The organism is Streptomyces sp. NPDC030840 (assembly GCF_055572015.1).
On record NZ_JBVIEE010000023.1, the window covers coordinates 55,672 to 82,089 of the forward strand.

Annotated in this window: 24 protein-coding genes, 7 tRNA genes and 1 pseudogene; 10 read left to right on the forward strand and 22 right to left on the reverse strand. The window is 70.2% G+C overall.

All coding sequences use genetic code 11. The features are described from left to right. The first annotated feature begins 237 nt into the window (after nucleotides 1-237). Nucleotides 238-1,911 (forward strand): hypothetical protein, encoded by a 1,674-nt coding sequence (locus ACZ49J_RS35635; protein ID WP_467454983.1) that lies wholly within the window; start codon nucleotides 238-240, stop codon nucleotides 1,909-1,911. Between the two features lie 126 nt (nucleotides 1,912-2,037). On the opposite strand, the gene ACZ49J_RS35640 is transcribed toward ACZ49J_RS35635, so the two are convergent. The 4 genes from ACZ49J_RS35640 to ACZ49J_RS35655 all read right to left on the reverse strand — a co-directional run bounded on the left by ACZ49J_RS35640 (nucleotide 2,038) and on the right by ACZ49J_RS35655 (nucleotide 6,591). Continuing rightward, nucleotides 2,038-2,598: an HIT family protein gene (locus ACZ49J_RS35640; protein WP_467454981.1), complete on the reverse strand. Its 561-nt coding sequence runs from the start codon at nucleotides 2,596-2,598 to the stop codon at nucleotides 2,038-2,040. A gap of 118 nt (nucleotides 2,599-2,716) precedes the next feature. After that, on the reverse strand, nucleotides 2,717-4,696 hold the full coding sequence (thrS, locus tag ACZ49J_RS35645; protein WP_467454980.1) for a threonine--tRNA ligase: 1,980 nt from the start codon (nucleotides 4,694-4,696) through the stop codon (nucleotides 2,717-2,719). Nucleotides 4,697-4,801: 105 nt separating this feature from the next. Then, nucleotides 4,802-6,028 carry a hypothetical protein gene (locus tag ACZ49J_RS35650; RefSeq protein WP_467454978.1) on the reverse strand — a complete coding sequence of 409 codons (1,227 nt, stop codon included), beginning with the start codon at nucleotides 6,026-6,028 and terminating at the stop codon, nucleotides 4,802-4,804. Continuing rightward, the gene (locus tag ACZ49J_RS35655) at nucleotides 6,025-6,591 is read right to left on the reverse strand and encodes a DUF4365 domain-containing protein (RefSeq protein ID WP_467454977.1); all 567 of its coding nucleotides are present in this window, start codon (nucleotides 6,589-6,591) and stop codon (nucleotides 6,025-6,027) included. The genes ACZ49J_RS35650 and ACZ49J_RS35655 overlap by 4 nt, the downstream gene beginning before the upstream one ends. A gap of 166 nt (nucleotides 6,592-6,757) precedes the next feature. Between ACZ49J_RS35655 and ACZ49J_RS35660 the strand changes: the two genes are divergently transcribed. Further along, nucleotides 6,758-7,483 carry an exonuclease domain-containing protein gene (locus tag ACZ49J_RS35660; RefSeq protein ID WP_467454975.1) on the forward strand — a complete coding sequence of 242 codons (726 nt, stop codon included), beginning with the start codon at nucleotides 6,758-6,760 and terminating at the stop codon, nucleotides 7,481-7,483. A 137-nt stretch (nucleotides 7,484-7,620) separates the two neighbouring features. Here ACZ49J_RS35660 and ACZ49J_RS35665 read toward each other — a convergent pair. The 9 genes from ACZ49J_RS35665 to ACZ49J_RS35705 all read right to left on the reverse strand — a co-directional run bounded on the left by ACZ49J_RS35665 (nucleotide 7,621) and on the right by ACZ49J_RS35705 (nucleotide 16,856). Beyond that, nucleotides 7,621-7,692, reverse strand: a tRNA-Val gene (locus tag ACZ49J_RS35665). Nucleotides 7,693-7,731: 39 nt separating this feature from the next. Then, a complete protein-coding gene (locus ACZ49J_RS35670; protein ID WP_467454974.1) occupies nucleotides 7,732-8,190 on the reverse strand; it encodes an SRPBCC family protein in 459 nt (152 codons plus the stop codon). 67 nt (nucleotides 8,191-8,257) lie between these two features. After that, on the reverse strand, nucleotides 8,258-11,008 hold the full coding sequence (locus ACZ49J_RS35675; protein WP_467454973.1) for an exo-rhamnogalacturonan lyase family protein: 2,751 nt from the start codon (nucleotides 11,006-11,008) through the stop codon (nucleotides 8,258-8,260). 151 nt (nucleotides 11,009-11,159) lie between these two features. Further along, the gene (locus ACZ49J_RS35680; RefSeq protein WP_467454971.1) at nucleotides 11,160-11,771 is read right to left on the reverse strand and encodes a hypothetical protein; all 612 of its coding nucleotides are present in this window, start codon (nucleotides 11,769-11,771) and stop codon (nucleotides 11,160-11,162) included. A 12-nt stretch (nucleotides 11,772-11,783) separates the two neighbouring features. After that, complete coding sequence (locus ACZ49J_RS35685) at nucleotides 11,784-12,677, reverse strand: carbohydrate ABC transporter permease (RefSeq protein ID WP_467454969.1); 894 nt, start codon at nucleotides 12,675-12,677, stop codon at nucleotides 11,784-11,786. Next, on the reverse strand, nucleotides 12,677-13,681 hold the full coding sequence (locus ACZ49J_RS35690; RefSeq protein ID WP_467454968.1) for a carbohydrate ABC transporter permease: 1,005 nt from the start codon (nucleotides 13,679-13,681) through the stop codon (nucleotides 12,677-12,679). Before ACZ49J_RS35690 ends, ACZ49J_RS35685 begins: the two co-directional genes overlap by 1 nt. Beyond that, the gene (locus ACZ49J_RS35695; RefSeq protein WP_467454966.1) at nucleotides 13,681-14,970 is read right to left on the reverse strand and encodes an ABC transporter substrate-binding protein; all 1,290 of its coding nucleotides are present in this window, start codon (nucleotides 14,968-14,970) and stop codon (nucleotides 13,681-13,683) included. The genes ACZ49J_RS35690 and ACZ49J_RS35695 overlap by 1 nt, the downstream gene beginning before the upstream one ends. Before the next feature lie 1,254 nt (nucleotides 14,971-16,224). Then, nucleotides 16,225-16,296 (reverse strand) — tRNA-Val (locus ACZ49J_RS35700). 74 nt (nucleotides 16,297-16,370) lie between these two features. Next, nucleotides 16,371-16,856, reverse strand: a complete 486-nt coding sequence (locus ACZ49J_RS35705) for a TIGR02611 family protein (protein WP_467454964.1) — start codon at nucleotides 16,854-16,856, stop codon at nucleotides 16,371-16,373. Nucleotides 16,857-17,047: 191 nt separating this feature from the next. Between ACZ49J_RS35705 and ACZ49J_RS35710 the strand changes: the two genes are divergently transcribed. After that, nucleotides 17,048-17,461 (forward strand): SsgA family sporulation/cell division regulator, encoded by a 414-nt coding sequence (locus ACZ49J_RS35710; protein ID WP_004002642.1) that lies wholly within the window; start codon nucleotides 17,048-17,050, stop codon nucleotides 17,459-17,461. A gap of 611 nt (nucleotides 17,462-18,072) precedes the next feature. After that, on the forward strand, nucleotides 18,073-18,633 hold the full coding sequence (locus ACZ49J_RS35715; RefSeq protein ID WP_467454963.1) for a CGNR zinc finger domain-containing protein: 561 nt from the start codon (nucleotides 18,073-18,075) through the stop codon (nucleotides 18,631-18,633). A 93-nt stretch (nucleotides 18,634-18,726) separates the two neighbouring features. Here ACZ49J_RS35715 and ACZ49J_RS35720 read toward each other — a convergent pair whose 3' ends face one another. Further along, entirely contained in the window at nucleotides 18,727-18,879 is a 153-nt protein-coding gene (locus ACZ49J_RS35720) for a hypothetical protein (RefSeq protein ID WP_194238614.1), read from the reverse strand. Between the two features lie 181 nt (nucleotides 18,880-19,060). Further along, on the reverse strand, nucleotides 19,061-19,513 hold the full coding sequence (locus tag ACZ49J_RS35725; protein ID WP_467454960.1) for a hypothetical protein: 453 nt from the start codon (nucleotides 19,511-19,513) through the stop codon (nucleotides 19,061-19,063). A gap of 264 nt (nucleotides 19,514-19,777) precedes the next feature. On the opposite strand from ACZ49J_RS35725, the gene ACZ49J_RS35730 reads away from it, so the two are divergent. After that, a complete protein-coding gene (locus ACZ49J_RS35730) occupies nucleotides 19,778-20,308 on the forward strand; it encodes a DsbA family protein (RefSeq protein ID WP_467454958.1) in 531 nt (176 codons plus the stop codon). A 75-nt stretch (nucleotides 20,309-20,383) separates the two neighbouring features. Here ACZ49J_RS35730 and ACZ49J_RS35735 read toward each other — a convergent pair whose 3' ends face one another. The 3 genes from ACZ49J_RS35735 to ACZ49J_RS35745 all read right to left on the reverse strand — a co-directional run bounded on the left by ACZ49J_RS35735 (nucleotide 20,384) and on the right by ACZ49J_RS35745 (nucleotide 23,166). Beyond that, nucleotides 20,384-21,208, reverse strand: coding sequence for a GNAT family N-acetyltransferase (locus ACZ49J_RS35735; protein WP_467454957.1), 825 nt, complete (start codon nucleotides 21,206-21,208; stop codon nucleotides 20,384-20,386). A 96-nt stretch (nucleotides 21,209-21,304) separates the two neighbouring features. Beyond that, nucleotides 21,305-22,126 carry an aminotransferase class IV gene (locus ACZ49J_RS35740; RefSeq protein WP_467454955.1) on the reverse strand — a complete coding sequence of 274 codons (822 nt, stop codon included), beginning with the start codon at nucleotides 22,124-22,126 and terminating at the stop codon, nucleotides 21,305-21,307. Further along, nucleotides 22,123-23,166: a chorismate-binding protein gene (locus tag ACZ49J_RS35745; RefSeq protein ID WP_467454954.1), complete on the reverse strand. Its 1,044-nt coding sequence runs from the start codon at nucleotides 23,164-23,166 to the stop codon at nucleotides 22,123-22,125. The genes ACZ49J_RS35740 and ACZ49J_RS35745 overlap by 4 nt, the downstream gene beginning before the upstream one ends. Before the next feature lie 157 nt (nucleotides 23,167-23,323). On the opposite strand from ACZ49J_RS35745, the gene ACZ49J_RS35750 reads away from it, so the two are divergent. From ACZ49J_RS35750 to ACZ49J_RS35770, 5 genes are all read left to right on the forward strand, one after another. Then, nucleotides 23,324-23,396 (forward strand) — tRNA-Gly (locus ACZ49J_RS35750). Nucleotides 23,397-23,436: 40 nt separating this feature from the next. After that, nucleotides 23,437-23,510: transfer RNA gene (locus ACZ49J_RS35755), tRNA-Cys, on the forward strand. Between the two features lies 1 nt (nucleotide 23,511). Continuing rightward, nucleotides 23,512-23,583, forward strand: a tRNA-Val gene (locus tag ACZ49J_RS35760). A gap of 59 nt (nucleotides 23,584-23,642) precedes the next feature. Continuing rightward, a tRNA-Val gene (locus tag ACZ49J_RS35765) sits at nucleotides 23,643-23,714 on the forward strand. A 34-nt stretch (nucleotides 23,715-23,748) separates the two neighbouring features. Then, nucleotides 23,749-23,820, forward strand: a tRNA-Val gene (locus ACZ49J_RS35770). Nucleotides 23,821-23,908: 88 nt separating this feature from the next. Here the strand turns inward: ACZ49J_RS35770 and ACZ49J_RS35775 are convergent. The 4 genes and pseudogenes from ACZ49J_RS35775 to ACZ49J_RS35790 form a co-directional block, all read right to left on the reverse strand. Continuing rightward, on the reverse strand, nucleotides 23,909-24,202 hold the full coding sequence (locus tag ACZ49J_RS35775; RefSeq protein WP_181587346.1) for a TFIIB-type zinc ribbon-containing protein: 294 nt from the start codon (nucleotides 24,200-24,202) through the stop codon (nucleotides 23,909-23,911). An 81-nt stretch (nucleotides 24,203-24,283) separates the two neighbouring features. After that, nucleotides 24,284-25,171, reverse strand: coding sequence for a phosphotransferase family protein (locus ACZ49J_RS35780; RefSeq protein WP_467454952.1), 888 nt, complete (start codon nucleotides 25,169-25,171; stop codon nucleotides 24,284-24,286). A gap of 357 nt (nucleotides 25,172-25,528) precedes the next feature. After that, complete coding sequence (locus tag ACZ49J_RS35785; RefSeq protein WP_467454951.1) at nucleotides 25,529-25,738, reverse strand: hypothetical protein; 210 nt, start codon at nucleotides 25,736-25,738, stop codon at nucleotides 25,529-25,531. Between the two features lie 199 nt (nucleotides 25,739-25,937). Then, a pseudogene (locus ACZ49J_RS35790) lies at nucleotides 25,938-26,247 on the reverse strand (hypothetical protein). Nucleotides 26,248-26,418: the final 171 nt, after the last annotated feature.

The window sequence follows — 26,418 nt, forward strand, 5'->3', positions numbered from 1 at the left end:
GGGCGCCTGACGGCCGGGGAGCGTGTGACTCGGGGTGCGGAGACGGGCGACCGAGGTAGCTGCCAACTCCCTGACGACGGGCGGCTTCACGCGCCCGATGACGGATGTCGGTGGGTGCCGATACGCTGATCACCTGATCGAGCTGTGGCCCGATCGGGCCGCGATCCTGGCGATGACCTGATCAACAGGTGTGCGGAGCTCGGAAGTCGGGAAGGCCGCAGAAGCGGAACTGTGGCGATGGGGGCGGCGGTGGCGGACGACGGATTCGATTTCTCTCCCGGTGCGCAGGTGCCGCTGACGGGCACCGCGGGCCAGACGGCGGCGACCTTCGCGCTGGCGTCGGCGGCTTACCGGGACAGCGAGGTCGCGGAGATCCTCAAGGCCAACAACGAGTGGCACAAGTCCACGGTCAAGGCAGGCCGCAAGTGGGCGACGATCTTCCGGCCCAACCTGGGCGAGGCCTTCTCGGTGGCGGTGCGGGACCGCATGCTCGGGGCCGGCCGCAAATCGCTCATCCAGTCCTTCGGCATGGAGCCCCAGGTCGTCGTCGAGCACTGCCTCGCGGCGAACCGCATCCGCCGCGAGCGGGACAACTGGCTCACGGCGGTGATGGTGCTGTGCGGCCTGCTGTTCCTGCCCGGGCTCCTGCTCTGGCTCCTGGTCTTCCAGGTCCGGACGACGGTCGCCAAGCAGGAGAACAAGCGCGTCGGCGCCCTGGGCACCACCCTGCTCGTCGCCATGGGCGCCCTCGCCGTGGTCGCCCTGTTCAAGTTGCCGGTCACCGGCTTCTGGATGTGGTACGCACGCGCGTGCCTCGTGGTCCCGGTCGTCGGCTGGTTCTGGGCCAAGCAGATCTGCGAGCGCACAGCCGCGGACCTGCGTGATCGCTGGTCGGCCCTGCTGTCGGGCGGTGGCGTGGGCGCGAAGATCCCCGAGGCGGTGCCCGGCAGTCCGAACGAGGGCAAGGCCGAGCAGCTGCGCAAGGAGCTCCACCGCCTCAGCGCGGAGCAGCGGTCCAACCTCGCCTTCTACGCCGGCCCCAAGGGCGTCCTCGGCATGGGTACCCGCTGGGGCAGCTGGCAGCTCGCCGAGGATCTGGTACCGGCGGACCCCGACAAGGAGATCCACCCGTTCCGCAGCTGGGACGTCATACGGTCCATCCACGACCAGCTGCGCATGCTGGAGCGCGGGCCGCTGAACACCGGTGGCTTCACGCCCCCGTCGATCAGGCACTGGATCATCAGCCCGATCGGTGAGGGCGCCACTGAGGTGTCTCGGCCCGAGAGCACGGACGTCGAGGCGTACCAGTTCAAGACCCACGCCATACAGGAGATCTGCAACAAGCAGCAGTTCGGCAGCGGGAACCGGCACTACCTGGGTGTGCAGTGGACCCTCTGGGACGGCCAGTTGATCATCACGATGATGATCACAGTGACCGTGCTGCACCACACGTTGCGCATCGAGGTCACCGGGCATGCCCTGGGGCCGGTGCACGGACTGTTCACCACGAAGCCCGCGGCGAAGGAGAAGGAAGTCCAGAAGTCGCTCAGGTTCTGGGAGACCCGGAAGGTGAAGCTCCCGCTGGTCGACACGGACGAGGTCGTACGGCTGACCGCACGGGCACCGCTGACCTGGTATCCACCGCTGCTGAACTGGCTCGGCGGGTCGCTGGCGCTGCCCGAGCCGTTCGGGCTGCGCCACGCCTGGGCCGATCAGCCGTGGCGGCACCGCTTCATGGCGGACGACGCGCTGCGCGCCGCGACGCCCGTGCTGCGGGTGGTGCACTCGGCGGCGATCAAGGTCCTCGAGGAGAACGGCGTGGACACCGAGAAGTTCGGCGCCCGGTCCGCCTTCCTCAGCACGGCGGTGCAGGACCCGACGCCGCGAAAGGCGGATCTGTACGACGCGTAGAGCGCCCCGTGCAGGGGCGCGGGGCTGTGTCGATTTCGCGACTCCGCCGCGTGGGCGCGACAAGCCACAACGAACCCGCGCCCGACCAGGACGGAACCTGCAGACGGGACGAGAAGGACCGACCCGTCAGCCGGCCGGCCACGCCTCCGAAAGCATCTTCCGCGTATCGGCGAGAAGCTGCGGCAGCACCTTCGTGTGCCCGACCACCGGCATGAAGTTGGTGTCCCCGCCCCAGCGGGGCACCACGTGCTGATGGAGGTGCGCGGCGATACCGGCACCGGCGACCGTGCCCTGGTTCATGCCGATGTTGAAGCCGTGGGCGCCGGAGGCGGTCCGCAGGGCACTCATGGCCTGCTTGGTCAGCTCGGCGAGTTCGGTGGTCTCCGCTGCCGTGAGGTCCGTGTAGTCGGCGACGTGGCGGTAGGGCACGACCATGAGGTGGCCGCCGGTGTACGGGTACAGGTTGAGCACCGCGTACACCTGCTCGGCGCGCTTGATGATCAGGCCGTCCTCGTCGGACTTGGCCGGGAGCGAGCAGAACGGGCAGCCGTCGTCGGCCCCCGGACCGGTGGGCTTGTTCTCGCCCTGGATGTATGCCATCCGGTGGGGCGTCCACAGGCGCTGGAACGCGTCCTGCGTCCCCACTCCGATCTGCTGTTCCGGCTCACTCGTCATGCAGTGCAGCATATGGCTTCGCCGGGACGGAGCGTGTGGCCGGGGCGGTGCGGACGGTGAGACGCGGAGCACGGCGCAGGGCCCCGGAGCGGTGAGCTCCGGGGCCCTCGCGTCACTCCGCGCGTACGGGTCAGACCTGGACGCGGTCCCGCACGACCTGCGCGATCTTGGCGATCGCCTCGTCGACCGGGATGCCGTTCTCCTGGGAGCCGTCGCGGTAGCGGAAGGAGACGGCACCGTTGGTCATGTCCTCGTCGCCCGCGATGACCATGAAGGGCACCTTCGCCTTCTGGGCGTTGCGGATCTTCTTCTGCATGCGGTCGGAGGAGGAGTCGACCTCGACGCGCAGGCCCGCGGCCTTGGCCTTCTTGGCGAACGCCTCCAGGTATGGCACGTGCGCGTCACCGATCGGGATGCCGACGGCCTGGACGGGCGCCAGCCACGCGGGGAACGCGCCCGCGTAGTGCTCCAGGAGCACCGCGAAGAAGCGCTCGATCGAGCCGAACAGGGCACGGTGGATCATCACCGGCTGCTGCTTGGAGCCGTCCGCCGCGGTGTACTCCAGCTGGAACCGCTTGGGCTGCTGGAAGTCGACCTGGATGGTGGACATCTGCCAGGAGCGGCCGATCGCGTCCTTCGCCTGGACGGAGATCTTCGGGCCGTAGTACGCGGCGCCACCCGGGTCGGGCACCAACGGCAGGCCCTGCTTCTCCGCTGCCTGGCGCAGCGCCTCGGTGGCCTCCTCCCACTCCACGTCCTCACCGATGAACTTCGGCGAGTCGTCACGGGTGGACAGCTCCAGTTCGAAGTCGGTCAGGCCGTAGTCGCGCAGCAGGTCCAGCACGAAGGTCAGCAGCGAGTCCAGCTCGTCCGCCATCTGCTCCTTCGTGCAGTAGATGTGCGAGTCGTCCTGGGTGAAGCCCCGCGCGCGGGTCAGACCGTGGACGACGCCCGACTTCTCGTAGCGGTACACCGTGCCGAACTCGAAAAGCCGCAGCGGAAGTTCGCGGTACGAGCGGCCGCGCGCCTTGAAGATCAGGTTGTGCATCGGGCAGTTCATCGCCTTGAGGCGGTAGTTGTGCCCGTCGAACTCCAGAGGCGGGAACATCGCCTCCCCGTAGTTCGGCAGGTGCCCCGAGGTCACGAAGAGGTTCTCCTTCGCGATGTGCGGGGTGTTCACGAACTCGTAGTCCGCGTCCTCGTGCTTCTTCCGCGAGTAGGTCTCCATCTCCCGGCGGACGATGCCGCCCTTGGGGTGGAAGACCGCGAGACCGGAGCCGAGCTCCTCGGGGATCGAGAACAGGTCCAGCTCGGCGCCCAGCTTGCGGTGGTCGCGCTTCTCGGCCTCGACGAGGAAGTCCAGGTACGCCTTCAGCTCGTCCTTGGAGGGCCAGGCGGTGCCGTAGATGCGCTGGAGCTGCGGGTTCTTCTCGCTGCCGCGCCAGTAGGCGGCGGCCGACCGCATCAGCTTGAACGCCGGGATGTTCCGGGTGGTGGGCAGGTGCGGACCGCGGCAGAGGTCCTTCCAGCACAGCTCGCCGGTCTTGGCGTCGAGGTTGTCGTAGATGGTGAGCTCGCCGGCGCCGACCTCGGCGTCCGCGCCCTCCGCGGCGTTCGCCGCGTTGCCCTTGAGGCCGATGAGCTCCAGCTTGTACGGCTCGTCCGCCAGCTCGACGCGGGCGTCCTCGTCGGTGGTGACGCGGCGTGCGAAGCGCTGGCCCCGCTTCTGGATCTCCTGCATCTTCTTCTCGATGCGCTTGAGGTCCTCGGGGGTGAACGGCTCGGCGACGTCGAAGTCGTAGTAGAAGCCGTCCCGGACCGGCGGCCCGATCCCCAGCTTGGCCTCGGGGAACAGCTCCTGCACGGCCTGTGCCATCACGTGCGCGGTCGAGTGCCGCAGGATGTTCAGGCCGTCCTCCGAGGAGATCTCCACACCCTCGACGGTCTCGCCGTCCCTCACCTCGTACGCGAGATCCTTGAGCTCGCCGCCCACGCGGGCCGCGACGACGGTGCGGTCACCGGCGAAGAGGTCGGCGGCCGTAGTGCCCGTCGTCACCACGCGCTCTTCCCGCTCGGAATCGCGTTGGATGATCACACGGACGTCTGACACCGGTCTCTCCTGCCTGATGGGTGAGCGCGCACGCGTCCGCGTACGCAGACAGGAATCGTACCGAGCCCGCGGTGCCCTCTGCTAAACGGTTATCCCCGGCGGGACTCATTCGTCATCGCACGCCTCCTCGAAAAAGGCCATTCTCTCGGCGGTCTCCTGGAGGGACTTCATCAGCCGGTCCCGCTCCGCCTCGTCGACCTGTACGGGGGCGACCCCGGACGCGTCGGTGAGCCGCCGGAACCCGCCCCGGCTCTCCAGCCTGCCGTGCACGCGCACGGGCAGCCCGACGAGGTGGGCGTGGCCCGCGATCCGGTACGCCTCCTCGTCCAGCGTCATGCGGACGTGCGGTACGTCGGCCCCGGCGAGGACGCGGAGGCGTACGGTGCCCGCGCCCCGAGGGCCGGACCGGCGCATCCGTACGACGGCTCCGGTCAGGCGCACGGGCACCGGGGGTTCCTCGCGCAGGTAGCGGGCCCCGGCCTCGCGCAGCGCGGGCAGGTCGCCCGGGGTGAACTCGACGGGCTCGGCCGGTGCCGCGCAGCCCTCGGGGACCCCGGCGGCCGGTGCCCATTCGACGGCGACGCGCGCGCCCTCGGTGCCCCGGACGAGGGCGACGAGGGACTCGGTGAGTTCGTGGCTGACGCCCGCCTCGACCGCGCTGTCGAAGGCGTCCATGCCTCCGGTGGCGCGCTGGTAGTCGACGGCCTCGCGGGCCGCGTACAGCGCCTGGTGGAGGCGTACGGCGAGGGGCCGGCCGGTGGCCACGGGCACGAAGGCGGTGAGGCGGCGCCCCTCGGGCGCGGCTCCGAGGAGGACGTCGTCGAGGGACGCGGCGGCCGGGCGGCGGTGGCGGGCGCCGTGGTAGCCCGCACGGGCGCGGGTGGCGAGCGCTCCCGCGAGCAGCATCCTGCGGGCGGCGGTGCGCAGCTGGTCCTCGACGGTCCAGGAGGCGGCGCCCACGGGGCCGGTCGGGACGTCCCGCCACCAGCGGATCTCGTCGCTGGGTACGGAGAGGGCGAGCAGGACGTCGCGGGCGGAGGGGGATCCGCTGCGGGAGAGCGCGTCGAGGGCCTCGCCGAGCAGGTCGTCGCTGTCGGGGAAGGCGCGGCTGACGGGCACGAGCAGGCTCGTGCCGTTGCCGCCGGGTCCGGGAGGGGTCCAGCGGCCGTAGCGTCCGGCGGCTCCCCCGCGCCGCTGCCAGCCGTGCCGTTGCAGGAGGGTGCCGAGGACCGCCGGGTCGACCCGGCCGGGCTCGGGCGGCCGGGTCCAGTGGGGGTCGGCCGGATGGGGCCTGACGGGGCCCGAGGGCTCGTCGATGGGGCGGTGCGTCACGGTCTGCCTCCCGTTCCCACCCGCGTCATGATCTCGCAGAGCGCGCGGTCGTCGAAGATGCGCGAGGTCGGTATGCGCACGTTGGTCCTGCGCCGGCCGGTGACCGGGTGCCCGGCCAGGTTGATCCAGTAGCAGCAGTGCCGCAGGTCCAGGCGGTCGTGGCTGGCGCGCAGCCAGTCGTCCTGGGAGCGGGGAACGAGCATCACGACCAGGATCTTGTGCACCGAGACCGGGCTGCGGGCGAGCTTCACCAGGTGCTCGTTGTCGAGCGTGAAGGAGAACGCCGGGCCCGGGGGGTTCGGCGGGACCTGGTACGTGCACTTGAGCTGCACCTTGATGGTGACTTCGTCGTCGACCGTGTGCCCGGGGGCACTGTGGCTGACGTGCCAGTCGATGCCGTTGTCCGGGAAGGGCTGGGACAGCGAGCAGCCCGCTGCCGCCGCCACGGCGTGCAGATAGCCGACCTGGAGTGTCTCCATGCACGCGGTGGTGGCGAGTGTGCCTCGGTGCGGGGCGGTCCGCTGCGGCAGCAGCCCGCCTTGTTCGGGCTGCGCGATCGCCATGACAACAGCCTTCCGGTACGCACGAATACCTGACACAGGCCGCTGAACTGCAAAGACCCGTACTTCTGTTGTCTCCTTCCGGCGTATGGCGCAAACAGCCCGGGTATCACCGAATCGGGCAGTGACGGAGCATCAACTGTCGAGGTGAACGAGGAGTTGTGTGCGTATGGCGTACTGGTACGAGGGCCCCCTGGCCGCGTTCGACACGGAGACCACGGGCGTTGACGTCGAGACCGACCGGATCGTGTCGGCGGCCGTCGTCGTCCAGGACGCGCCCGGGGCCCGTCCGAGGGTGACACGATGGCTGGTGAACCCGGGTGTGCCGGTGCCCGCCGAGGCCACGGCGGTGCACGGACTGACGGACGATCACGTGCAGCGCAACGGGCGCTGGCCGTCACCGGTGATGGAGGAGATAGCCAAGGAGCTCGCGGAGCAGGCCGTGCGGCGCCGGCCGCTCGCGGTCATGAACGCTCCCTTCGATCTGACGCTTCTGGACCGGGAGTTGCGTCGCCACCGCGCGTCCTGCCTGGCCCAGTGGTTCGAGTCGACGCCTCTGCGCGTGCTGGACCCGCGCGTCCTCGACAAGCACCTGGACCGCTACCGCAAGGGCCGCCGCACCCTCACCGACCTGTGCGGGACCTACGGGGTCTCGCTGGACGGCGCGCACGACGCGGCCGCGGACGCGCTCGCCGCCATGGAGGTCGTACGGGCGATAGGGCACCGTTTCGCGGCCCGGCTCGAACGCCTCTCCCCCGCCGAGCTGCACACCCTGCAGGCGGTGTGGCACGCGGCACAGGCGCGCGGCCTGCAGGCGTGGTTCGCGCGCAGCGGTACGGAGGAGGAAGTGGATCCGGCGTGGCCGCTGCGCCCGGATCTGCCGGCGGCGGCCTGACCTTCTCGGCGAAGGGCAACCCCGAGCCGAGGGGGTGCGGGCGGCGAAGCCCCCGCCGCGCGCGGCGAAGCCGCGCAGAACACGACGATGGCGACCTGGCCTGCGCGGTGTGCAGGCACGGGTCGCCATCGGCATCGTGGGCGATACTGGGTTCGAACCAGTGACCTCTTCGGTGTGAACGAAGCGCTCTCCCGCTGAGCTAATCGCCCGGGAACGGACTGAACAATACAGGTCCTCGCGGGGTTGATTCAAACCGCTTGACGGCCCTCCGCCAGGTGGGCGAGGAGTCCTCTCCTCCCCGCCCGCATCATCAGCGCGTGGTTGGCGCGGAACACGAGCCGCCCCGGCACCGCGAGCCGCCGCATCAGGGGCTTGGTGACGCGGACCTCCTGGTCGTAGCGGGCGAGGGTGCCGGTTCCGTCGGACGTGAGCGTCCAGCGCGCCCAGCCGTCCATGTCCCCGGTCATCTCGATCTCCAGCACTCCGGCCGCAGGATCGCGCCGCACCTCCCGGCCGGTGAACCTCAGGTCGTACGGCAGCACGGACCGGATCCGCAGCGCGCCGGTCGCGTCGTCGAGGCGGGTCACCTCGCGCACCTGGGGCCACCACCGGGGGTAGTCCTCGACCCGCTCCAGCGCCTCGTACGCGGTGGCGGGCGTCACGGGCAGCGCCCACAGGCTGCGGAAGCGGTAGTGGCTCCAGTCCATGGTCAGAGTGTGCCCGCGAGGGAGGCCTCCGTGCCCCGCGAGGGGCGCGGAGCCCTGTCCGTACGCGTCACGGCATCTTGTCGCCGACCAGTGCCAGGTTCTGGATCGCCGCCAGCCCGTACAGCGCCGTCGCGTTGGTCGACACCCACGCCGCCTCACTGCCCGGCACCAAGGCCGCCGGGCCCTCGATCTTCTTCGTGGACCAGTCCGTGGACTCCTTGTAGTCCCACGTGTCGGCACTGCTGTAGAACTGCCGCCACGCACGGGCCGCCAGCTTGTCGTCCTTGGCCTCGACGGCCGCGTAGGCGTCGAGCCGCGAGTGGCCCTGGAAGAGCAGCAGGGAGCCGAAGTCGGAGCCGTAACGGGCCTTCTGCTCGGCCTTGGTGGCGTTGAAGTAGCGACAGTAGTCGAGCCATGCCTCCTTGAACTTCGGCATCTCGATCTGGTCGAGGAGCTCGGCGTTGAGCTCGACCAGGCCGAACATCGAGGACAGGTGCGAGACGCTCACCACGGCCTTGTCGGCGACGGCGAACCTGCCCGTGTCCAGGTCGTACAGCGCGCTGCCCTGGACGAAGCCGTTGGGCTGGGCGGCGATGGTCTCCATGGTCGACAGGACGCGCGCCTTGGCCTTCTCCCACTTGGGGCCGCGCCGCTCCCACTCGGTGAGCCAGGCGGAGACCAGGCCGCTCCAGTCGGTTCCGAAGCCGATGGAGAGGGCGTTGCGGTCCGGGGTGTAGGGCTCGGTGCGGATCTTGCGGATGGGGTCGAGGACGAGGAACGTCTCGTCGGAGTCGACGTTGGCGTGCATGAGGTCGCCGACGCGTTCGTCCGCGGTGAGGAAGTAGTAGTAGCGGCGGTAGGTGGTGTTGGCGATGCGCTGCTGCTTGGCGCTGTCCGCGTAGTGCTGGACGCCGTGGCGGGTGCCGAGGCCCGCCCACTTGCCGAGGTGGTAGACGTCGACCTCGCCGGTGTGGCGGGTCATGGCCTCGGCGAAGCGGAAGATGTCGGCACGGCCGGAGCGCATGTAGGCGAACCACAGCCACAGGTCGGGCGAGAGTTCGGAGTTGTCCCAGGCGTAGCCGCCGACGTCGTAGCACCACTGGTGGCGGCTGGGGTCGTAGCTGTGCATGATGTCGCCGTAGTCCCAGAAGCCGTACCAGCGGCGCTGCTCCACCTGGTCCTTGTAGTAGGTGAAGAGGAAGTCGAGGTGGTCCTCGATCTTCGCCTTGGCGGTGGTGGAGCGGTCCGGCTCGGAGAACAGCCCGCCGAAGACGCCCGCCTTGATGAGCTGCTTGGGCGGCGCGGCGAGTTGCGGGGGCGTGCGCACGGCCTCGACCTGCTTGGCCATGTCCTCCGCCGCCGGAGTGGACTCGTGGGCCCAGAAGAGGAGTTCGCTGGTGCGGGCGATGCCGTAGGGGGTGCCGAACTCGGGCTCGTAGTCCTCGTAGGTGATGTTGAGGCCTTCGAGCTGTTCGGGGTAGGTGTCCTGGCCCATGCCGTCGTGGTAGAAGCGCAGGTCCATGGACTGCGCCTCGGGCGACCAGAGCCAGAGGGTGACCTCGGCGGTGTCGGTGTGGGCGCCCCGGATGTCGAGCTGGGCGGGGAACTTCTCCCAGAAGTCCCTGAGCCCGAAGGCGAATCCGCCGCTCGCGCCGCCCACGTACCCGAAGCCGCTCGCCCGCCTGCCACCGCCCGCGCCGATCCAGCCGTGGCCCTTCTTGGTGCGCTTGCGCACGGTGAAGCCGTCGGCGGAGAGCTGCGAGAGGGTGTAGTCGCCCCACTCGGGGATGTACTGGAGGCGGGTGGTGACCCGCTGGTCCCAGGTCGAGGGGTCGGGCAGCTTCTTGCCCTCGAACTGGGCCGTGCGAACGGCCGCTCCGGGGTCGCGGCGCAGCCCGGTGATGCCCTTGACGGCCTCGCGGAGCAGACCGGTGCCCTCGCCGCCGATGCGGATGTGCCGGTCGTACGCGGCGTCGCGCATCGGCACCTTGAAGCGCACGCCGATACCGCGGATGAAGTCGCCGCTCGCCTTGCCGGGTTCCTGGTTGCCGTCGTACGTGATGGTGTGCACCATCCGGAACGACTCGGCGCCCGCGTAGAAGTAGAGCCGGATCGAGAACGGCATCCAGCTGCGGTCGCCCTTGCGGTGCTTGCCGTCGATGCGGACGACCGCGCGGACGGGGCCTTCCTGCTCGACCTCGGTCTCGCCGATGACGCTCTCGAACCGCTCGTACTTCTCCGCGCCCTGGTCACCGTCCTCGATCTCGGGCTGGCGCAGGAGGACCAGACGGCCGGTGTGGGCGATCTCGGTGGAGCCGCGCCGGACCGACTTCACGAGGGTGGAGCCGCTCTTGCCGATCTTCGCGGTGATGACTCCGGTCGATATGTCGATGGTTCCGCCGCTCTTGTCGACCGTGACCTTCTTCCCGGGGGCTGCGGGGCTGCCCGCGGAGAGGGTGAGCTTTCCGGAGCCGGCGCCCGCACCGACCGCGTGGGCGGTCCACTTCAGGGAGCCGTCGGGCCAGTAGCCGATGGGCCAGGACTGGACGGGGATCTCCTTGCCGTCCGCGTCCGTCAGGGAGAACGACTGGTCCTTGTCGTAGGCGCCCTTGGGCCACGGCACACCCACGGTCGACCCGGGCGCGGCGCCCAGCCCGCCGTCCTCCAGCCAGTCCAGGGTCACCGGGTCCGCGTCCGCCGCCCCTGCCTCGGCTCTGGGGGCGGCCTGCGCGTTCGTGCCCAGTGCCCAGCTGAACTGGGCGGCGGCTCCGGCGACGGCGGCCGCCTTGAGGAGGGACCTGCGGTCGATGGGGGACATGACCTTTCCTTTCCGTACGGGAAGCTGTGCGTTACGGGAAGCCGTGCGTTACGGGAGCCGTGCGTTACGGGAAGCCGTTCACGCGGTGGTCAGGGGCATGACAGTGGAACGGGCGACGCTACCGGCGCCCGCCTTGTACGGACACCGCGGATCAGCGGCGCCGGTACCGCTCCTCCACGGCGAAGGCCGCCGCCGCGACGGCCCCGAGCACCGGGACCGCCAGCGGCGCGACGAACCAGGCGGAACCTGCCACCACGGCCAGTCCGCCGACGAGCAGGAAGGACCCGGCGGGGTCGAGCACGGTGCGCCGCCCGGCGTCGGCGAGCAGCGCCCGCCAGGCCGCGCCGGGCCGCCACACCGCCGCCGCACGCAGTCCGGCGACGGCGAGACCGATCAGCGCGAACACGCCGACGGCACCCACGAGTGGCCCTCCGGGGATTCCGGCCCGTACGGCCTGGACGTCCACCCAGACCGCGACCGCGGCGGCCCAGCCGAGGATCCCGGCGATCCACCCACCGCGCACGGCCGTCCGGAAGTCCTGGGCGAACTCCCGCCAGCCGCCGCCCTCGTGGGCGACACGGCGCCGCAGATGCCTCGCCCCGGCGGCGAACGCGGCGGGGTAGGTCACGACCGGCAGCGACGCCACCGCGATCCACACACCGGTGAGCAGGCACTCGGCGAACAGCGCGAACCGCTCGGCGAGCAGGGACTCACCGCGTTCACGTGCCGAGGCCGCCTTCGACCGTGCCTCAGTCCGGGCCATGGTCGGTTCACCTCAGCCCTTCAGACCGGACGTGGCCATGCCGTCGATCAGATAGCGCTGGAAGGCGAGGAAGAAGGCGAGGACCGGCACCAGGGCGACGAGTGACATGGCGATCATGCCGCCGTAGTCGGCCACGGCTTCCTGGTCCACGAACATCTTCAGACCGAGGGAGACCGTGTACTTGTCGGGTTCGTTGAGGTAGATCAGCGGGCCCATGAAGTCGTTCCACGCGTTGATGAAAGTGAAGATCGCGCTGGTGATCAGGGCCGGACGGCACAGTGGCAGCACGATCGACCAGTAGATGCGCAGGTGCCCGCAGCCGTCGAGACGCGCCGCCTCGTCGAGCTCCTTGGGCAGGTTGCGCATGAACTGCATCATCAGGAAGACGAAGAACGCCTCCGTGGCCAGGTACTTCGGCAGCAGGAGCGGGGTGTACGTGTTGATCATTTCCATGTTGCGGAACAGCACGTACTGCGGGATCAGCAGCACGTGGTATGGCAACAGGAGCGTGCCGATCATCAGCGTGAACAGCAGGTTCCGGCCCGCGAACCTGATCCTCGCGAAGGCGTACGCCGTCAGCGAGCAGGACACCAGGATGCCGATCACCGAACCGACTGCGAGGGTCAGTGAGTTGAGGAAGAACGTGGAGATCGAGATGTCCGCGATGCCCTCGGTGAGCCGCGTGTAGTTCGAGGTGATCGGGTCGCCCGGGAAGAGGTCCAGGCTGCCGACGATGTCCTCGCTCTTCTTGAGCGAGCCGCCGATGACCCAGATCACCGGGTAGAGGATCACCGCGAGGATCGCGAGGGAACCGAGGTGCCAGGCGACGGACCCGGGCAGCCTCCGCCGGAGACCGCCACCACTCGTGGAGGTGGCCGGCGTGATGTCGGTGGCCTGCGCGCTCATCAGGCGCCCTCCTCGTAGTGCACCCAGCGCTTCTGGGACCAGAACAGCACCGCAGTGACCAGGGCGACCGCGACGAGCAGCATCCAGGCCATGGCGGAGGCCAGGCCCATCCGGCTGTTCTCGAAGCCCTGGACGTAGAGGTAGCAGGTGTAGACCATCGAACCGTCCGCGGGGCCACAGGCGTTGCCCCCGGCACCGCCGCCGACGATGTACGCCGAACTGAAGATCTGGAAGGAGTGGATGGTCTCCAGCAGGACGTTGAAGAAGAGGACCGGGGAGATCATCGGCAGCGTGATGTTCCAGAACCGCCGCAGCTTGCCCGCCCCGTCGACCTCGGCCGCCTCGTACAGCTCACGCGGGACCTGCTTGAGGCCGGCCAGGAAGATGACCATGGGAGCGCCGAACTGCCATACGGTGAGCGCCACCAGGCTGTAGATGATCATGTCCGGGTCGCCGGTCCAGCCGCCGACGTTCACCCCGAAGAGCTTCTGTACACGGTCCACGATCGCGTCGTCCGAGAAGATCGCCTTCCAGACGATCGCGATGGAGACGCTCGCCCCGATCAGCGACGGCGCGTAGAAGGCGGCCCGGTAGAAGGCCTGCCCGCGCCGCTTCTGGGCGAGGAGCAGCGCCACCCCGAGGGCGGCGAGCAGCTTCAGCGGCGTACCGACGACGACATACCACAACGTCACCCGCACCGAGTGCTGCCAGCGCGGGTCGCCGAACATCTCGGAGAAGTTGTCGAGGCCGATCCACTTGGGCGCGTCGAACAGGTTGTAGTCGGTGAACGCGAAGTAGAGCGAGGCGACCATCGGGCCCGCGGTCAGGAGCAGGAAGCCCGCGATCCACGGGGACATGAAGAGATAGCCGGCCAGGTTCTCCCGGCGCCGCCGCCGCTTGAGGGCGGCGGGGCGCGGGGAGTCCACCGGACCGTGCCGCGGCTCGGAGCCCTTGTCCTTGGACAGGCCCTCCATCGCAGGGGCGTGTGTCACGGTGGTTCCCATCAGCTGCCGAGAGCCGTCTTCGACTCGGTGAAGAACTGCTTGACGGCCTCGTCCACCGAGCGCTTGCCCAGGCCGAGTTCCTCGCCGATGCGCAGGAAGGCGGCCTCGCAGATGTCCGCGCCGTTCGGGTGCGGGGTGATGGGCTCCAGGACGCCCGCCTTGACGAGGGACTCCTCGTAGGCGGCGATCGCCTTGTTGACCTCGTCGGTCGGCTTGAACGCGTCGTACTGGGCCTGCGTCGCGGGCACGCCGCGGTCGTAGCCCATGATCTTGGCGACCTCGGGGTCGTGCACCATGAAGTCGATGAACTGGGCGACTTCCTTGGGGTGCTGGGTGCGCTTGGAGGCGCTCAGCATGAGGGAGCCGAGGTACTGGCCGGTCTTCTTGCCGTCCGTGGTCGGGATGGGGGCCAGGCCGTACTCGCTCTTGCCCTCGGAGGTGTAGCGGACGGTGAAGTTGTCCCAGGTGAACTCACCACCGGCGAGTTCCGCGGCGACCGCCGACTTGGGCTTGATCTGGGCGACCTTCTTGGGGTCGGCGTAGACGCCGTCCTCGACGCCCTTCTTCGCCTTCGTCCACCAGTCCTTCAGGTCCGCCTCGGTGAACCCGAGCCCGTCCTCGATGAAGAACGCCTTGCCGTTCTGACGCAGGTAGAGGTCGTAGAGGTACATCACGCCGTACATGCCGCTGTCGCCGGCGCGGCCCGTCTTGTCGCGGATCTTCTCCATCGCCGCGTGGAAGTCGTCCCAGGTCCAGCCCTGCTCCGGCTTCACGCCGGCCCTCGTGTAGACGGGCTTGTCGATCACCAGCGCCATCGAGTTGGAACCGACCGGAACGCCGAGGAGTTTGCCGTCGATCTCGCCGAACTTCTCCAGTCCGGCACGGAAGCCGTCCATGGAGAGATTGCCCGCCTTGACCTGCTCGCTGAGATCGAGCAGCACATTCTTCGCATCGTATTTGCGAAGGAACCCGATGGCATTCTGGAAGACGTCCGGCGGATTTCCCCCGGAGGCCTGCGTGTTGAACTTCTTCCAGAAGTCCAGGTAGGGCTGGAAGTCCGTTTTCACCTTGATCTTCGGGTACTTCTTGTGAAAGAGCTCGATGGTCTTGTTGATTCTCTCCGCGCGGTCCTCGGCTCCCCACCATGCGTAACGGATCGTCACCGTCCCATCCCCCGCACCGCTGCCGCCGCCGCAGGCCGTGGCCGTCGCCCCGAGCCCCGCGACGGCCAGTGAGGCGCCGGCCGCCTTGAGGATAGTTCGCCTCTCAACTTTCCGGTCGTGCTGCATGGTTGAGCCTCCCCGCGACGTTGCGTCCGCCTCATGAATCGTTTCAAGTAAGCGCTTGCTGGCACAAGGTACGGAGGCCCTGACGGCACGTCAATGACTCGGACAGGAATTGATGGAAAGCGGAGGGCCCGCGCTCGGGCGTCCCGGCTGGGGCGCGGGTGCGACGGGCGCGGGAGTACGCAGGTCGGAGCGGTGTGGCCGGTGGGTCGAACGAGGTGGGAGGTGAACAGGATGGGTCGCGGGTGGAGTTGGGTGTGACAGAGGGGCGGCACGCACCGGGTTGGTGAGTGGGATCGCGGGCCTGGGCTGAACATGGCGCGAGGCGAGGCGAGGCGGAGATGAGGTGGGGGCGGGCCCCTGGAGGAGTCGGCTGCCGACGGCGGCTTTCAGCGGTCAGAAAGCTGCCCCAGCGACCGACCGCGGAGAGCGAGGAGCGCGCCTGGCGATCACAACGGTCGGCATGGCGGGGCGGGGCCTCGCCGTGCGGAGACGGCCGGGGCGGACGGGCGGCGGCGCACGGGCGGCGGCGGACGTGCAGGGACGGACGCGCGGAGACGGACGCGCAGGGACGGATGGGCGGGGCCTCGCCGGGCGGAGACGGACGCGCAGGGACGGATGGACAGGACGGATCTGGCGGGACGGATCCGTCAGGACGGCCAGGCGGCCACCGCTCCGCCGACGGGGCACGTCAGCCAGCGGGGCGGGACGCCGACGAACCTGCCAGTCGCGAGGTACAGCGAGGCAGTCGGCCCGAGCACGGGCAGGCCTCAAACGAGGACCGGAGCACGACAGGCCAGGTCAGGCCACGTCAGCCGAACCGGCACCGACAGCAGAACCGAGGCGTGGACGGGCCGCGGCCGGCGGCGAGCCCGGAACGCGGTCGGCGAGTCAGCCGTGACCACGGAGATCGGCCATCGACCAAGGAACAGGAACCAAGGGCCAGGGCCAGGGCCCAAGGGCCAAGGGCCAGGGACCAAGGACCAGGAGCCAGGGCAGGGACCGAGGGCCTGTGACCAGGGCCAGGGACCAGTCGGCGATGGTCTCGGCGCCCTTCGGCCGCCGGTCTCCACGTCACCGGCCTCTGGACACCGAAACAAGCCCCCTCGCCCTCAGCCAGTTCCGGTTCCGGTTGGGGTTCGGTCCGGTTCGGGTTTCACCGACCGCACGCCGTGACAGCCGGCAGCCCACCCCACGCACCGAAAACGCGACGACCCGGTCCACGGAAACCGCGGACCGGGTCGCCTGCCGATCATGTGGGCGATACTGGGATCGAACCAGTGACCTCTTCGGTGTGAACGAAGCGCTCTCCCGCTGAGCTAATCGCCCGGGCGCAGGAAGAACATTACCCCATGTCACGGGATGCCTCCGACCACTACCGGAGTAGGCCGGAAGGCACTTGATCACTGATCCTTGATGTTCCAGGGCATTTCGAAGCCGAACTTCCAGACGTAGATGCCGACCAGCACGGCCACGATCACGAAGCCGATCGTCGTCAGGATGATGTTGCGGCGCCGCACCCGGGGGTCGAGGGCCCGCTGTGCCGCCTCGGTCACCTTGCGCTTCGTCCAGCGGAGCACCAGCTGCGCCCAGACGAACTCGGTCGCCCAGATCGCCATGCCGGCGAAGATCACCACCCAGCCGGGGCCCGGGAGCGGCAGCATGACCACGCCCGCGCCCACCACCGCGAGCCCCAGGATGAAGACACCCACCTGCCAGCTCAGGTGGAGCATCCGCCGCGCCTTGACGAATTCCGGCGCGCGGGACCCGAGGGCCGCCTCCTCGCTCGCCTTCACGTCGGTCCGGCTCTCAGATGTGCCAGCGGTGTCGCTCTTCTCTCCGTCGGCCGCCACGGCGGCCTCCCCCGCGTCGTGACTCCCCGTATTCATACGACCAAACCCTACCCGAGAGAAACCGGTCACCGGAATGGCCGTACCCGACGAACGCACTCTCGGCCGGACGAGCTACCAAAAGCTATGCAAAACACTCAGAGGGGTTTACAACGGCACCGTAGGTGGCATGTCGATTTCGCCGACGTGCGAATCCCCGAGCGCACACTGAGCGAAAGGCCCTGGCGCTTATGAACACCACGGTCAGCTGCGAGCTGCACCTGCGCCTCGTTGTGTCGAGCGAGTCCTCACTGCCTGTTCCCGCGGGACTGCGGTATGACACGGCCGATCCCTACGCCGTGCACGCCACCTTCCACACCGGAGCCGAGGAGACCGTCGAGTGGGTGTTCGCCCGCGACCTCCTCGCCGAGGGGCTCCACCGGCCCACCGGCACCGGCGACGTCCGCGTCTGGCCGTCCCGGAGCCACGGTCAGGGCGTCGTCTGCATCGCCCTGAGCTCTCCGGAGGGTGAGGCCCTGCTCGAGGCCCCGGCGCGGGCCCTCGAATCGTTCCTGAAGCGGACGGACGCCGCCGTGCCCCCCGGCACGGAACACCGGCACTTCGACCTCGACCAGGAGCTCTCGCACATCCTGGCGGAAAGCTAGGGCGAGGCTCCCACACCAGGCCGCCCGGCACCGTCCACTCGGGGAGACGGGTCGGGCCAGGACAACCGCATAGGGCACGCACCGGCACCGTCGCCGCGGATCTCCGCACGGCGGTTCCGGTGTGTCCGGGCGGCTACTGGTTTCCGGTCTTGCGACATGTGCGTACGGAGTGCCGGGGTCACCGTACGTGTCGACGTCGCGCGGAGTGCCGGGCCGGTGGCGGACCGGAAGCGGTCGGGTAGCGGTGGCCGGTGGCGGTGGCGGAACGGGAGCGGTCGGGGTCGCGGTGGCCGGTGGCGGTGGCGGTGGCGGTGGCGGGATTCGATTCGGGCCCGGTGGTGACCTGTCCTGACCGGGAAAGGCGTCGGCTTCTGCCGCCGAGGGCCCCGACACGCATGCCCGGGGCCTGGGCGTTCGCGGCCTGAACGCCCGTGCCGGGGTCTGTGAGGGACGTCCGTGCGGGGCGGGGCCCTCCGCACGTACCGGATGCGTTCCGGACGTCACGGCGCTGCTCCAGGCTCGTTCCGCGCCGGTCGAACGGCGTGTCGAGCCATTACCATCGGCCAGCATCGGCGGGCGCCCCGCCCGACCTCCAGGCCAGGGAGCGAAATGTGCTGATCACCCACGACACCCGGTGCGCCCTCGACACCGTGGTGGATCTGGTGAACACCGCGCCGGACGACGACACGACGACGGACGGGCTCGTGGATGTCCCCGCCCTCGGCGATTTCGTACGAAGGCACGACATCAGTGACGTCGGGGTGCTGTCGGAGCTCGACCTCGCGGCGGTGCGCAAGGTCCGCGCCCGGTTCGCCGAGGTCTTCGCGGCCCCTGACGTGCGCTCGGCCGCCGGGGTGATCAACGACCTGGTCGCCGCCGCGGGCACCACGCCCCGGCTCACCGACCACGACGGCTACGACTGGCACGTGCACTACTTCGCGCCCGGCGCCTCCGTCGCCGACCACCTCGCGGCCGACTGCGGGATGGCGCTCGCCTTCTTCGTGGTCGCCGGGGAGCAGGAACGGCTGCGCCGCTGTGAGGCACCCGACTGCCGTCGCGCCTTCGTCGACCTCTCCCGCAACCGCTCCCGTCGCTACTGCGACAGCCGCACCTGCGGAAACCGACTCCACGTGGCCGCATACCGGGCGCGCCGGAAGGAGGCCGCGGGCTGAGGGCTCACGGTCCGCAGCGGCTGGACGCGGCCGACAGGGGCCGCCTGGACTGACGGAGCCCTCGGCGGGTGACGCCGGGGCTCCGTTTACGGCTCAGAGCATCAGCAGGTCGTGCAGTGATGCCATGAGCAGAAGGCAGCCGATCACCGCAAGGAAGATCATCAGCGGTGGCTGGGAAAGCGCGAAGAGACAACCTCGCCGCTCCTCGGACGGAGCCGCGGTGTCGCTCTGGGTTGTGTCGAGCATCTCGCGGGCGATGATTGCGCAGCGGACACCTCCACCGCGATCAACACATCCGGAATGACCGGGAGTTCGCCAATATCCTGTTACGGAGGAACGATCGTGATCACTTCCGACCTCTCGGCGGATCCACTGTGTCGTTTCAGTCAGGCCCGTGCGTCCGCGATCATCCGGGATCGCGGCGCCGTCATATGCCGTGTTTCTTGAGGATCGCCTCGATGTCGCTGAAGTCGTCCCCGGAGCCCGCCGAGCCGGTGGCCCCGGGCGTGGCCGTGGGGCGGGCGGCAGGCCGGGAGCCCTGCCCCAGGGAGGGTGCTGAGGCCGCGGGCGCTGTCGCCTCACGCTGAGCGGCCTGGGCCGCCTTGCGCTCCTTGCCGGTCCCACCGCGGCGCCGCTCCACGGCACGGGTGGTCGCGAAGAGCAGCCAGGCGGCCGCCAGCACTCCGACACCGGCCCAGGCGGTCGGGCTGAAGGCGGTGTCGGCCAGCCACTCGACGGCCCCGACCATCACCAGGCCGATCGGCACGAGTGAGTACGCAGCGATGCGGGCCGCCCTGAGGAAGCGCTTGCGGTAGGCCGTGATCGCGGCGATGCCCAGCCCGGCCGCGGACACGGCGCCACAAACGGTCTCGGCAATCATCCGGTCCTCCATGCGGTGCTCGGTCGGGCGGGGGCGGTTCGTCCCTTCCATCCTGCACCGCCACGTGCCCGGCATGCCACGGTCCGACCGGACCTCAGGGAGATCTCGGGGTCGTCTCGGGGTCGCTCCACCCCTGGTACCAGACCCCTGGTACCAGACCCCTGGTAGCAGACCCCTGGTAGCAGACCCCTGGTACCGGACGCCGCCATGAGCCCTGGCGTCCCGGATTGGGCCGGCGGCGTCCCGGCTGGGAGACTGGGGCCCATGAGCGACTCCTCCTCCGCAGGTCCCGCCCCCGTGGTCCTGGACGTCTGGTGCGAACTCCAGTGCCCGGACTGCCGCAGCGCCCTCGACGACCTCCGCGCGCTGCGCGCCCGCTACGGCGACCGGCTCGAACTGCGGCTGCGGCACTTCCCGCTGGAGAAGCACAAGCACGCCTTCGCCGCCGCCCAGGCCGCCGAGGAGGCCGCGGAGCAGGGCAAGGCCTGGCCGTACGTCGAGGCCGTGCTGCGGCGGGTCGAGGAACTGGGCCGCGAGGGCGAGCCCTTCCTGGTGGAGGTGGCCCGTGAACTCGGCCTCGACGCCGAGGAGTTCGACACCGCGCTGATCGACGGCCGGCACATCCTGATCGTCGACGCCGACCAGGCCGAGGGCAAGGCGATCGGCGTGACCGGCACCCCGACGTACGTCATCGGCGGCGAACGCCTCGACGGCGGCAAGAGCCAGGAGGGGCTGCGCGAGCGCATCGAGGAGATCGCCGACCGCCTGCTGGCCGAGGGGACACCGGCCGCGTAGCGCTCGCAGCCCGCAGCTCGCGGACATCGGGGCCCAAGGGACCACACGACATCCGATCGCGGGCGCGCAGGCGCCTCAGAGCAGCTCCTTGTACAAGTGGTGGGCAGCCGTCCGGTAACCGAGCGACTCGTAGAGCCGCTCGGCCGGGGTGTTGCCCGAGAACACGTTGAGCGTCACCCGGTCCTTCCCGCCCTCCACGGCCTGCTGCTCGGCCAGGAGCATCAGGGCACGGCCGTGACCGTGGCCACGGTGCTCCGCGTCGACCTCGACGTCCAGCACGAACGCCGTCTCGGGCCACAGGCCCAGCCAGAGGACACCGACCCGCGCCCCCTCGTGCTCCAGGACGCTGATCAGGGTGTTCTCGGTGGCCGGCCCGTCCGGGAGGTACGTGGCGTGCCCCTCGTCGGTCCTGGCGTACGCCTCGGCCGCCGGCATTCCCTTCTCGATCAGGCTGCGTGCGAACTCCTCACGCTCGTGCGCGAGCCAGGGACCGTACTCGGCCTCGGTGAGAGGACGGGCGGCGCTGCCCGCGGGCAACTCGCGCCGCGTGCCGTCGAGGTGCTTCACCAGGTGGCGGCTGCCGGGGAGGTATCCGAGCGCCGTGGCGAGCCGGAGTGCGGTGTCCGCGTCGCCCGGCACGGACACCTCGATGCGTCGGCACCCCCAGCCCCGTACGACTTCCTCGGCGGCGAGCGCGGCCACCGTGCCCCGGCCGCGGCCGCGGTCCGGCTCGTCGATGTGCAGTTCCTCGATGCGGGCGACGTGCGGGCCGTACTCGGGGCGCACGGCGAGGCGTATTCCGCCCACGGGACGGCTGTTCACGCACACGCGGTAGTTGCGCGAGCGCGTTCCGTCCGCAGCCTGCTGGAGCGGCTCGGTCGGCCGCAGGGTGGTGGTCATCACGGGTGTTCTACCCGTACCGCGGCCCTTCGTCATCCGGGAATCGCACGCCGTCGCCGCCGGTCCTTCGCCGCCGCGGATCGCGCCGCCACGACCCTACGGATCGAGGTCGTTCCCTGCACGCTCCTGGAAGATCCGCATGGCCTTGGCCGTCACCGGGCCGGGAGCGCCGGGGAGTTCGCGGGAGTCGACCCGGTGCACGGCCTGAACGTCGCGCAGGGTCGATGTCAGGAAGACCTCGTCGGCGCGTTCCAGGACGTCCAGCGGCAGGTCGGTCTCCCGGGCGCCCGTCCATTCGGCGGTGAGCGCGCGCGTGATGCCCGCGAGGCAGCCGGAGGCGACCGGCGGGGTGTGGATCTCCCCGTCGAGGACCACGAAGACGTTCGAGCCCGTGCCCTCGCACAGCTGCCCGACCGTGTTGGCGAACAGTGCCTCGGACGCGCCCTGTTCGTGCGCGCGGGCCAGCGCGACGACGTTCTCGGCGTACGAGGTGGTCTTCAGGCCTGCCAGGGCGCCGCGCTCGTTGCGGGTCCAGGGGACCGTGATCACGGCCGTCGAGTCGGGGCGGCGGGTGGTCTCACCGAGGGCGACGACGAGGGTGGGGCCGTGGTCGCCGCGGTCGGAGCCGAGCGGGGAGACACCGCCGGTGTACGTGATGCGCAGGCGGCCGAGGACCATCGGGTTGGCGTCCACGACGGCGGAACACGCCCGTCGCACCTCGTCGAGGTCGGGCTCCGGCAGCCCCAGGCCGCGCGCGGAGCGGGCCAGCCGGTCGAGGTGACGGGTCAGCGCGAACGGCCGCCCTTCGGCCGCCTTGACGGTCTCGAAGACGCCGTCGCCCACGGTCAGTCCGTGGTCGAGGACGGAGACGCGGGCGGCCTCGATGTCCTGCAGCCCACCGTCGAGCCAGATCTTCACGAAACGGTCCTCCCACTCACCTCGTACTCCCCCGACGCTACCGCGAGCAGTCTGGCCGCCTTCAGCTCGGTCTCCCGCCACTCCCCCTCCGGGTCCGACCCCCAGGTGATGCCCGCGCCGGTGCCGAAGCGCAGCAGGCCCTCCGCACGGTCGATCCAGAAGGTGCGGATGCCGACGGCCAGCTCCCCGGTGCCCCGGTCCGCGTCCACCCAGCCGATGCCGCCGCAGTACGGGCCGCGCGGCGCCGTCTCCAGGGCGGCGAGGATCCGCAGGGCGCTGGACTTGGGGGCGCCGGTGACGGAGCCGGGCGGGAAGGCGGCGGTCAGCAGCTCGGGCCAGCCGGCTTCGTCGCGCAGCTCGCCGCGCACGGTGGAGACGAGGTGGACCAGACCCGGGTGCTTCTCGACGACGCACAGCTCGGGGACCGTCACCGAGCCCGTGGCGCAGACACGGCCGACGTCGTTGCGGACCAGGTCCACGATCATCACGTTCTCGGCGTAGTCCTTCTCCAGGAGGTCCGCCTCCGTGCGCCCCGTGCCCTTGATCGGGCCGGACTCGACGACGCGCCCCTGGCGGCGCAGGAAGAGCTCGGGGGACGCGGTGGCGATCTCCACGCCGTGACCGGGCAGACGAATCGTTCCTGCATAGGGCGCCGGGTTTCCGCGCGCCAGCAGCGCGGTCAGCGCGTCCACGTCGGCGCCGGGCGCGACGGGCGCGGAGAGGACCCGGCACAGGTTCGCCTGGTACACCTCGCCCGCCGCGATGTGCTCACGTATGCGCCGCACACCCCGCGTGTACGCGGCGCGGTCGAGGGACGACGTCCAGTCACCGACACGGGGGCCGCGCCAGGCGCCCGGCACGGCGGCGGGCACCTGTTCGCGACGTACATCACGGAAGCGCGCGCACACCAGACTCCCCTCGTAGTCGGCCGACACGGCCCAGAAGCCGGCGGAGTCCAGGGCCGTGGGATCGCTGGTCACATCGGCGAGGCCGGTCGCGACGAGACCGCCGAAGCGGGCGAGAGGAGGCAGGTCGGGCACGTGGTCGAGTCTAGGACCGGCGCCGTGAGGGCCGCCCCGACCGGGTCCTGGACCGGGCGTACCGCAGCACGCTGCACAAACGCGTTTTTGTACTGGCCCCGGAATCCGCTAGAGTTCAACTCGTCGCCGCGACGCGCAAGCGAAACGGAAACGACAAGCGGACGTAGCTCAGTTGGTAGAGCGCAACCTTGCCAAGGTTGAGGTCGCGAGTTCGAGCCTCGTCGTCCGCTCGAAGGAAGCCAGGGGATCTTCCCGAGCCCCTGTGCTCCTGGTGGAGTGGCCGAGAGGCGAGGCAACGGCCTGCAAAGCCGTCTACACGGGTTCAAATCCCGTCTCCACCTCCAAGGACGATTAGCTCAGCGGGAGAGCGCTTCCCTGACACGGAAGAGGTCACTGGTTCAATCCCAGTATCGTCCACTGGATCTTTCCGCACGTACGCTCTGGATCGTTCAGGGCGGACGGACAAGATCCGACCCGCGCGATTAGCTCAGCGGGAGAGCGCTTCCCTGACACGGAAGAGGTCACTGGTTCAATCCCAGTATCGCGCACGCGGCACCCGCGGCCCCTGGGCCGTGGTCCTGAGGACGATTAGCTCAGCGGGAGAGCGCTTCCCTGACACGGAAGAGGTCACTGGTTCAATCCCAGTATCGTCCACATGCCGAAGCCCCCGGCCGTTCTGTACGGCCGGGGGCTTCTTCGTGCGCTGTCGCTGCTCGACTGGGGAGCGAAGCAGCCGCGGCACTCAGCTGGAGAACAGCATGTGGCCGAAGCTCTTGTGACGCTTGTGGCCGTAGTGACCATGGTGGCCACCGTGACCTCCGTGCGGAGCGCCCCAGGCGGGGGCGGGAGCCGCGGGGTACGCCTGCGGGGCGGCCGGGGGCGGCGGCGCGGGCTGCGACCACTGGGACTCCAGACGGGTCAGCGACTCCAGCTCGCCGTAGTCGAGAAAGATCCCGCGGCAGCCGCTGCACTGCTCGATCTGGACGCCGTTGCGGTTGTACGTGTGCATCGGCGCATGGCACTTCGGACACTGCATGGTTCGACTCAACTCCTCGCCGTTCGGTGCTGCTTCGCGTATCGCCAGGACAGACACTGCCCGGCTTCGGTCGGTTGCACCCTACTTCGTGGGGCCTTGGGGCAACTCGGGCGGGACGGCGGCCATTCGGTCACAGGCGTCGATCACGGCCTGCTGCACCTCGTCCAGCGGGCGGTCCGCCGCCACGGATTTCGCGACCGCCAGGGCCGCCGTCTGCACGGTGAGCGCCCTGGCCGGGACGTCCAGGGCGGGCCAGGGGTCGCTGTCGTGCGGGACGGCCGGGCCGCCCTCCTGCTGGTACGCGGTCAGGAACCGGGTCCACTCGTCGGGCGGGAGCAGGCCGCAGGCGTACCAGCCGGCCGGCCGGGCCAGGTCCCACGCCGGTACACCGACTCCCAGGTCGTCCACGTCGATCAGCCGCCAGGGGCCGGTCCGTGCGGGGTGCCGTACGAGCTGGCCGAGGTGGAGGTCGCCGTGGCACAGGGTCGTCGTGCCGTACATCGGGGCCTCGTCCCTGGCCCAGGCGGGCAGGGTCTGCCAGGCGCGCCGGATCGGGGCGGCGGCCGGGTGCGGGCCGGCCGCGTGGAGGCGGGCCATCGCCCGGGCGGCCTTGGCCGGGCCGCGCATGGGGGGCAGCAGGGGCGGTGCGGGCGTCTTGTGCAGGCGGGCGAGGAGGACGGCCGCGTGCTCCCACGGGGCGTCCTCGGGGGTCTCGGGGTCCACGGGGCTGCCGTAGGGCCAGAAGGTCACCAGACGGCCGTGGAGGTGCGCCGCGGTGGGGTGGAGGGGGGCCAGGAGGATCTCGGGGAGGGCGGTGGCCGTGGCGAGGCGGGGTGCGAGGTCCGCGAGGTCCGTGCCCGGGGCATGGGCCTTGGCCACCGTGTCGGCGTGCCGTACGACCGTGCCGTCGGACCTCTGGGCGAGCACGGTGTCGGTGTGCCCGCAGGGGCCGCCTCGGGGGTGAGCCATGGCTCGTGTTCTGGCGGTCAGGGTGGGCAGCACGTCTGGTCGTGCTTCTGCGGTCACGGGGCTCCCCCTGGGCGGCGGACGGCGCTCGTGCCTGAGCGTACGCGGGTGGTGTGGGGGGGTGGGTGGGGGTGCGGGTGTGTGCGGGTGGGTGCGCGTGGAGGAGGTCGCCACCCCGGACCCCCGCTCCTCGAACGCCGGAGGGGCTGAATGTGTCTAAAGGGGGACGTATGCAAGAAGGCGCCCGCGCAGCTCCCCAGCTGCGCGGGCGTCTGTGCCGTCCGCCGCACCCCCGTCCCCACGGGGTTTCATGGGTGGATGTCCCCGCCCGGACCGCTCTTCCGGGCCTGGGGTCGCCGCTCAGCGCCCCAGCATCACTCCCACGGACGACGCCTGTGTGACCACTGCCTCCCAGCCGCCGAAGGCGTACACGAGCAGGGCCGCCAGAGGAAGGACCATCGCGGTCGCCACCAGGGGGTGGCGGCGGCCCTGGCGACGGGCGCGGAACGCGGCGCCGTGCACCTTGCGCCCCTGCGTGCGGACCATCGTCCGCGGTGCCGTGTGGGCCATGGTCCCTCTCCTGACCTGTCTGTGCTTGTCGTTGGCAGCGGCGGGTGTCTGACCTCGGGGGACGAGTGCTGCACCCGCCGCTTGACCTCAAATCTAGGCGCGCGGCCGGTACGGGGCGTCATGCCCTCGTACCGATTGCCGGGCCTCCCCGAGGATGAGCGATGACCTGCGATGTACTCCCCTGGGTGGAGACGAGGACCTAGGACTCAGGGTCTTCCCGGAGGGGACGCCCGGTGTGCCCCGGCTGTTCCGAGATGTCCTCCCGCGGGACAGGCTGCTCGACGAGGGCGAGGACCCGGTTCGCCATGAAGCGCGCCGTACGCACGACCGGCCCTCCCCCACTGCCTGAAACGCGTGGGGGGGGACCCCCGACGCGTGACTTCGCTCACTTCCACCACACCCCTGCGGACCGCGGTCTCCACCCGGCAGCCCGCCCTGCTCGCCACCACCTCGTATGTGCGCGTCGTGTCGCCGGCGTCCACGACTATCTCCACACGATCACCCTTCACGGGTTCAATCCCCCTTCTTTGATGAGCCGTTGGGATCACGGGCAGCTCAAGGCCCGCCCGAACCCCTGTTCCCTGACCACCCTTCAAATTTCCCGCCCGGCACTGACAATCGATCGGGGCGAGAGGGCGCGGCCTCTGCGCGGACCCGGGTGTGGAAACGTAAGCTGTGCC

What these genes read in the sequence shown, in the direction of transcription:
- ACZ49J_RS35660 (WP_467454975.1), top strand. Translation starts at nt 6,758, where the DNA reads ATGGCGTACTGGTACGAGGGCCCCCTGGCCGCGTTCGACACGGAGACC.
- ACZ49J_RS35705 (WP_467454964.1), bottom strand. Translation starts at nt 16,856, where the DNA reads ATGAATACGGGGAGTCACGACGCGGGGGAGGCCGCCGTGGCGGCCGAC.
- ACZ49J_RS35725 (WP_467454960.1), bottom strand. Translation starts at nt 19,513, where the DNA reads ATGATTGCCGAGACCGTTTGTGGCGCCGTGTCCGCGGCCGGGCTGGGC.
- ACZ49J_RS35655 (WP_467454977.1), bottom strand. Translation starts at nt 6,591, where the DNA reads ATGGCGATCGCGCAGCCCGAACAAGGCGGGCTGCTGCCGCAGCGGACC.
- ACZ49J_RS35640 (WP_467454981.1), bottom strand. Translation starts at nt 2,598, where the DNA reads ATGCTGCACTGCATGACGAGTGAGCCGGAACAGCAGATCGGAGTGGGG.
- ACZ49J_RS35730 (WP_467454958.1), top strand. Translation starts at nt 19,778, where the DNA reads ATGAGCGACTCCTCCTCCGCAGGTCCCGCCCCCGTGGTCCTGGACGTC.
- ACZ49J_RS35735 (WP_467454957.1), bottom strand. Translation starts at nt 21,208, where the DNA reads ATGACCACCACCCTGCGGCCGACCGAGCCGCTCCAGCAGGCTGCGGAC.
- ACZ49J_RS35710 (WP_004002642.1), top strand. Translation starts at nt 17,048, where the DNA reads ATGAACACCACGGTCAGCTGCGAGCTGCACCTGCGCCTCGTTGTGTCG.
- ACZ49J_RS35695 (WP_467454966.1), bottom strand. Translation starts at nt 14,970, where the DNA reads ATGCAGCACGACCGGAAAGTTGAGAGGCGAACTATCCTCAAGGCGGCC.
- ACZ49J_RS35685 (WP_467454969.1), bottom strand. Translation starts at nt 12,677, where the DNA reads ATGAGCGCGCAGGCCACCGACATCACGCCGGCCACCTCCACGAGTGGT.
- ACZ49J_RS35675 (WP_467454973.1), bottom strand. Translation starts at nt 11,008, where the DNA reads ATGTCCCCCATCGACCGCAGGTCCCTCCTCAAGGCGGCCGCCGTCGCC.
- ACZ49J_RS35785 (WP_467454951.1), bottom strand. Translation starts at nt 25,738, where the DNA reads ATGGCCCACACGGCACCGCGGACGATGGTCCGCACGCAGGGGCGCAAG.
- ACZ49J_RS35780 (WP_467454952.1), bottom strand. Translation starts at nt 25,171, where the DNA reads ATGGCTCACCCCCGAGGCGGCCCCTGCGGGCACACCGACACCGTGCTC.
- ACZ49J_RS35720 (WP_194238614.1), bottom strand. Translation starts at nt 18,879, where the DNA reads ATGCTCGACACAACCCAGAGCGACACCGCGGCTCCGTCCGAGGAGCGG.
- ACZ49J_RS35775 (WP_181587346.1), bottom strand. Translation starts at nt 24,202, where the DNA reads ATGCAGTGTCCGAAGTGCCATGCGCCGATGCACACGTACAACCGCAAC.
- ACZ49J_RS35690 (WP_467454968.1), bottom strand. Translation starts at nt 13,681, where the DNA reads ATGGGAACCACCGTGACACACGCCCCTGCGATGGAGGGCCTGTCCAAG.
- ACZ49J_RS35670 (WP_467454974.1), bottom strand. Translation starts at nt 8,190, where the DNA reads ATGGACTGGAGCCACTACCGCTTCCGCAGCCTGTGGGCGCTGCCCGTG.
- ACZ49J_RS35635 (WP_467454983.1), top strand. Translation starts at nt 238, where the DNA reads ATGGGGGCGGCGGTGGCGGACGACGGATTCGATTTCTCTCCCGGTGCG.
- ACZ49J_RS35680 (WP_467454971.1), bottom strand. Translation starts at nt 11,771, where the DNA reads ATGGCCCGGACTGAGGCACGGTCGAAGGCGGCCTCGGCACGTGAACGC.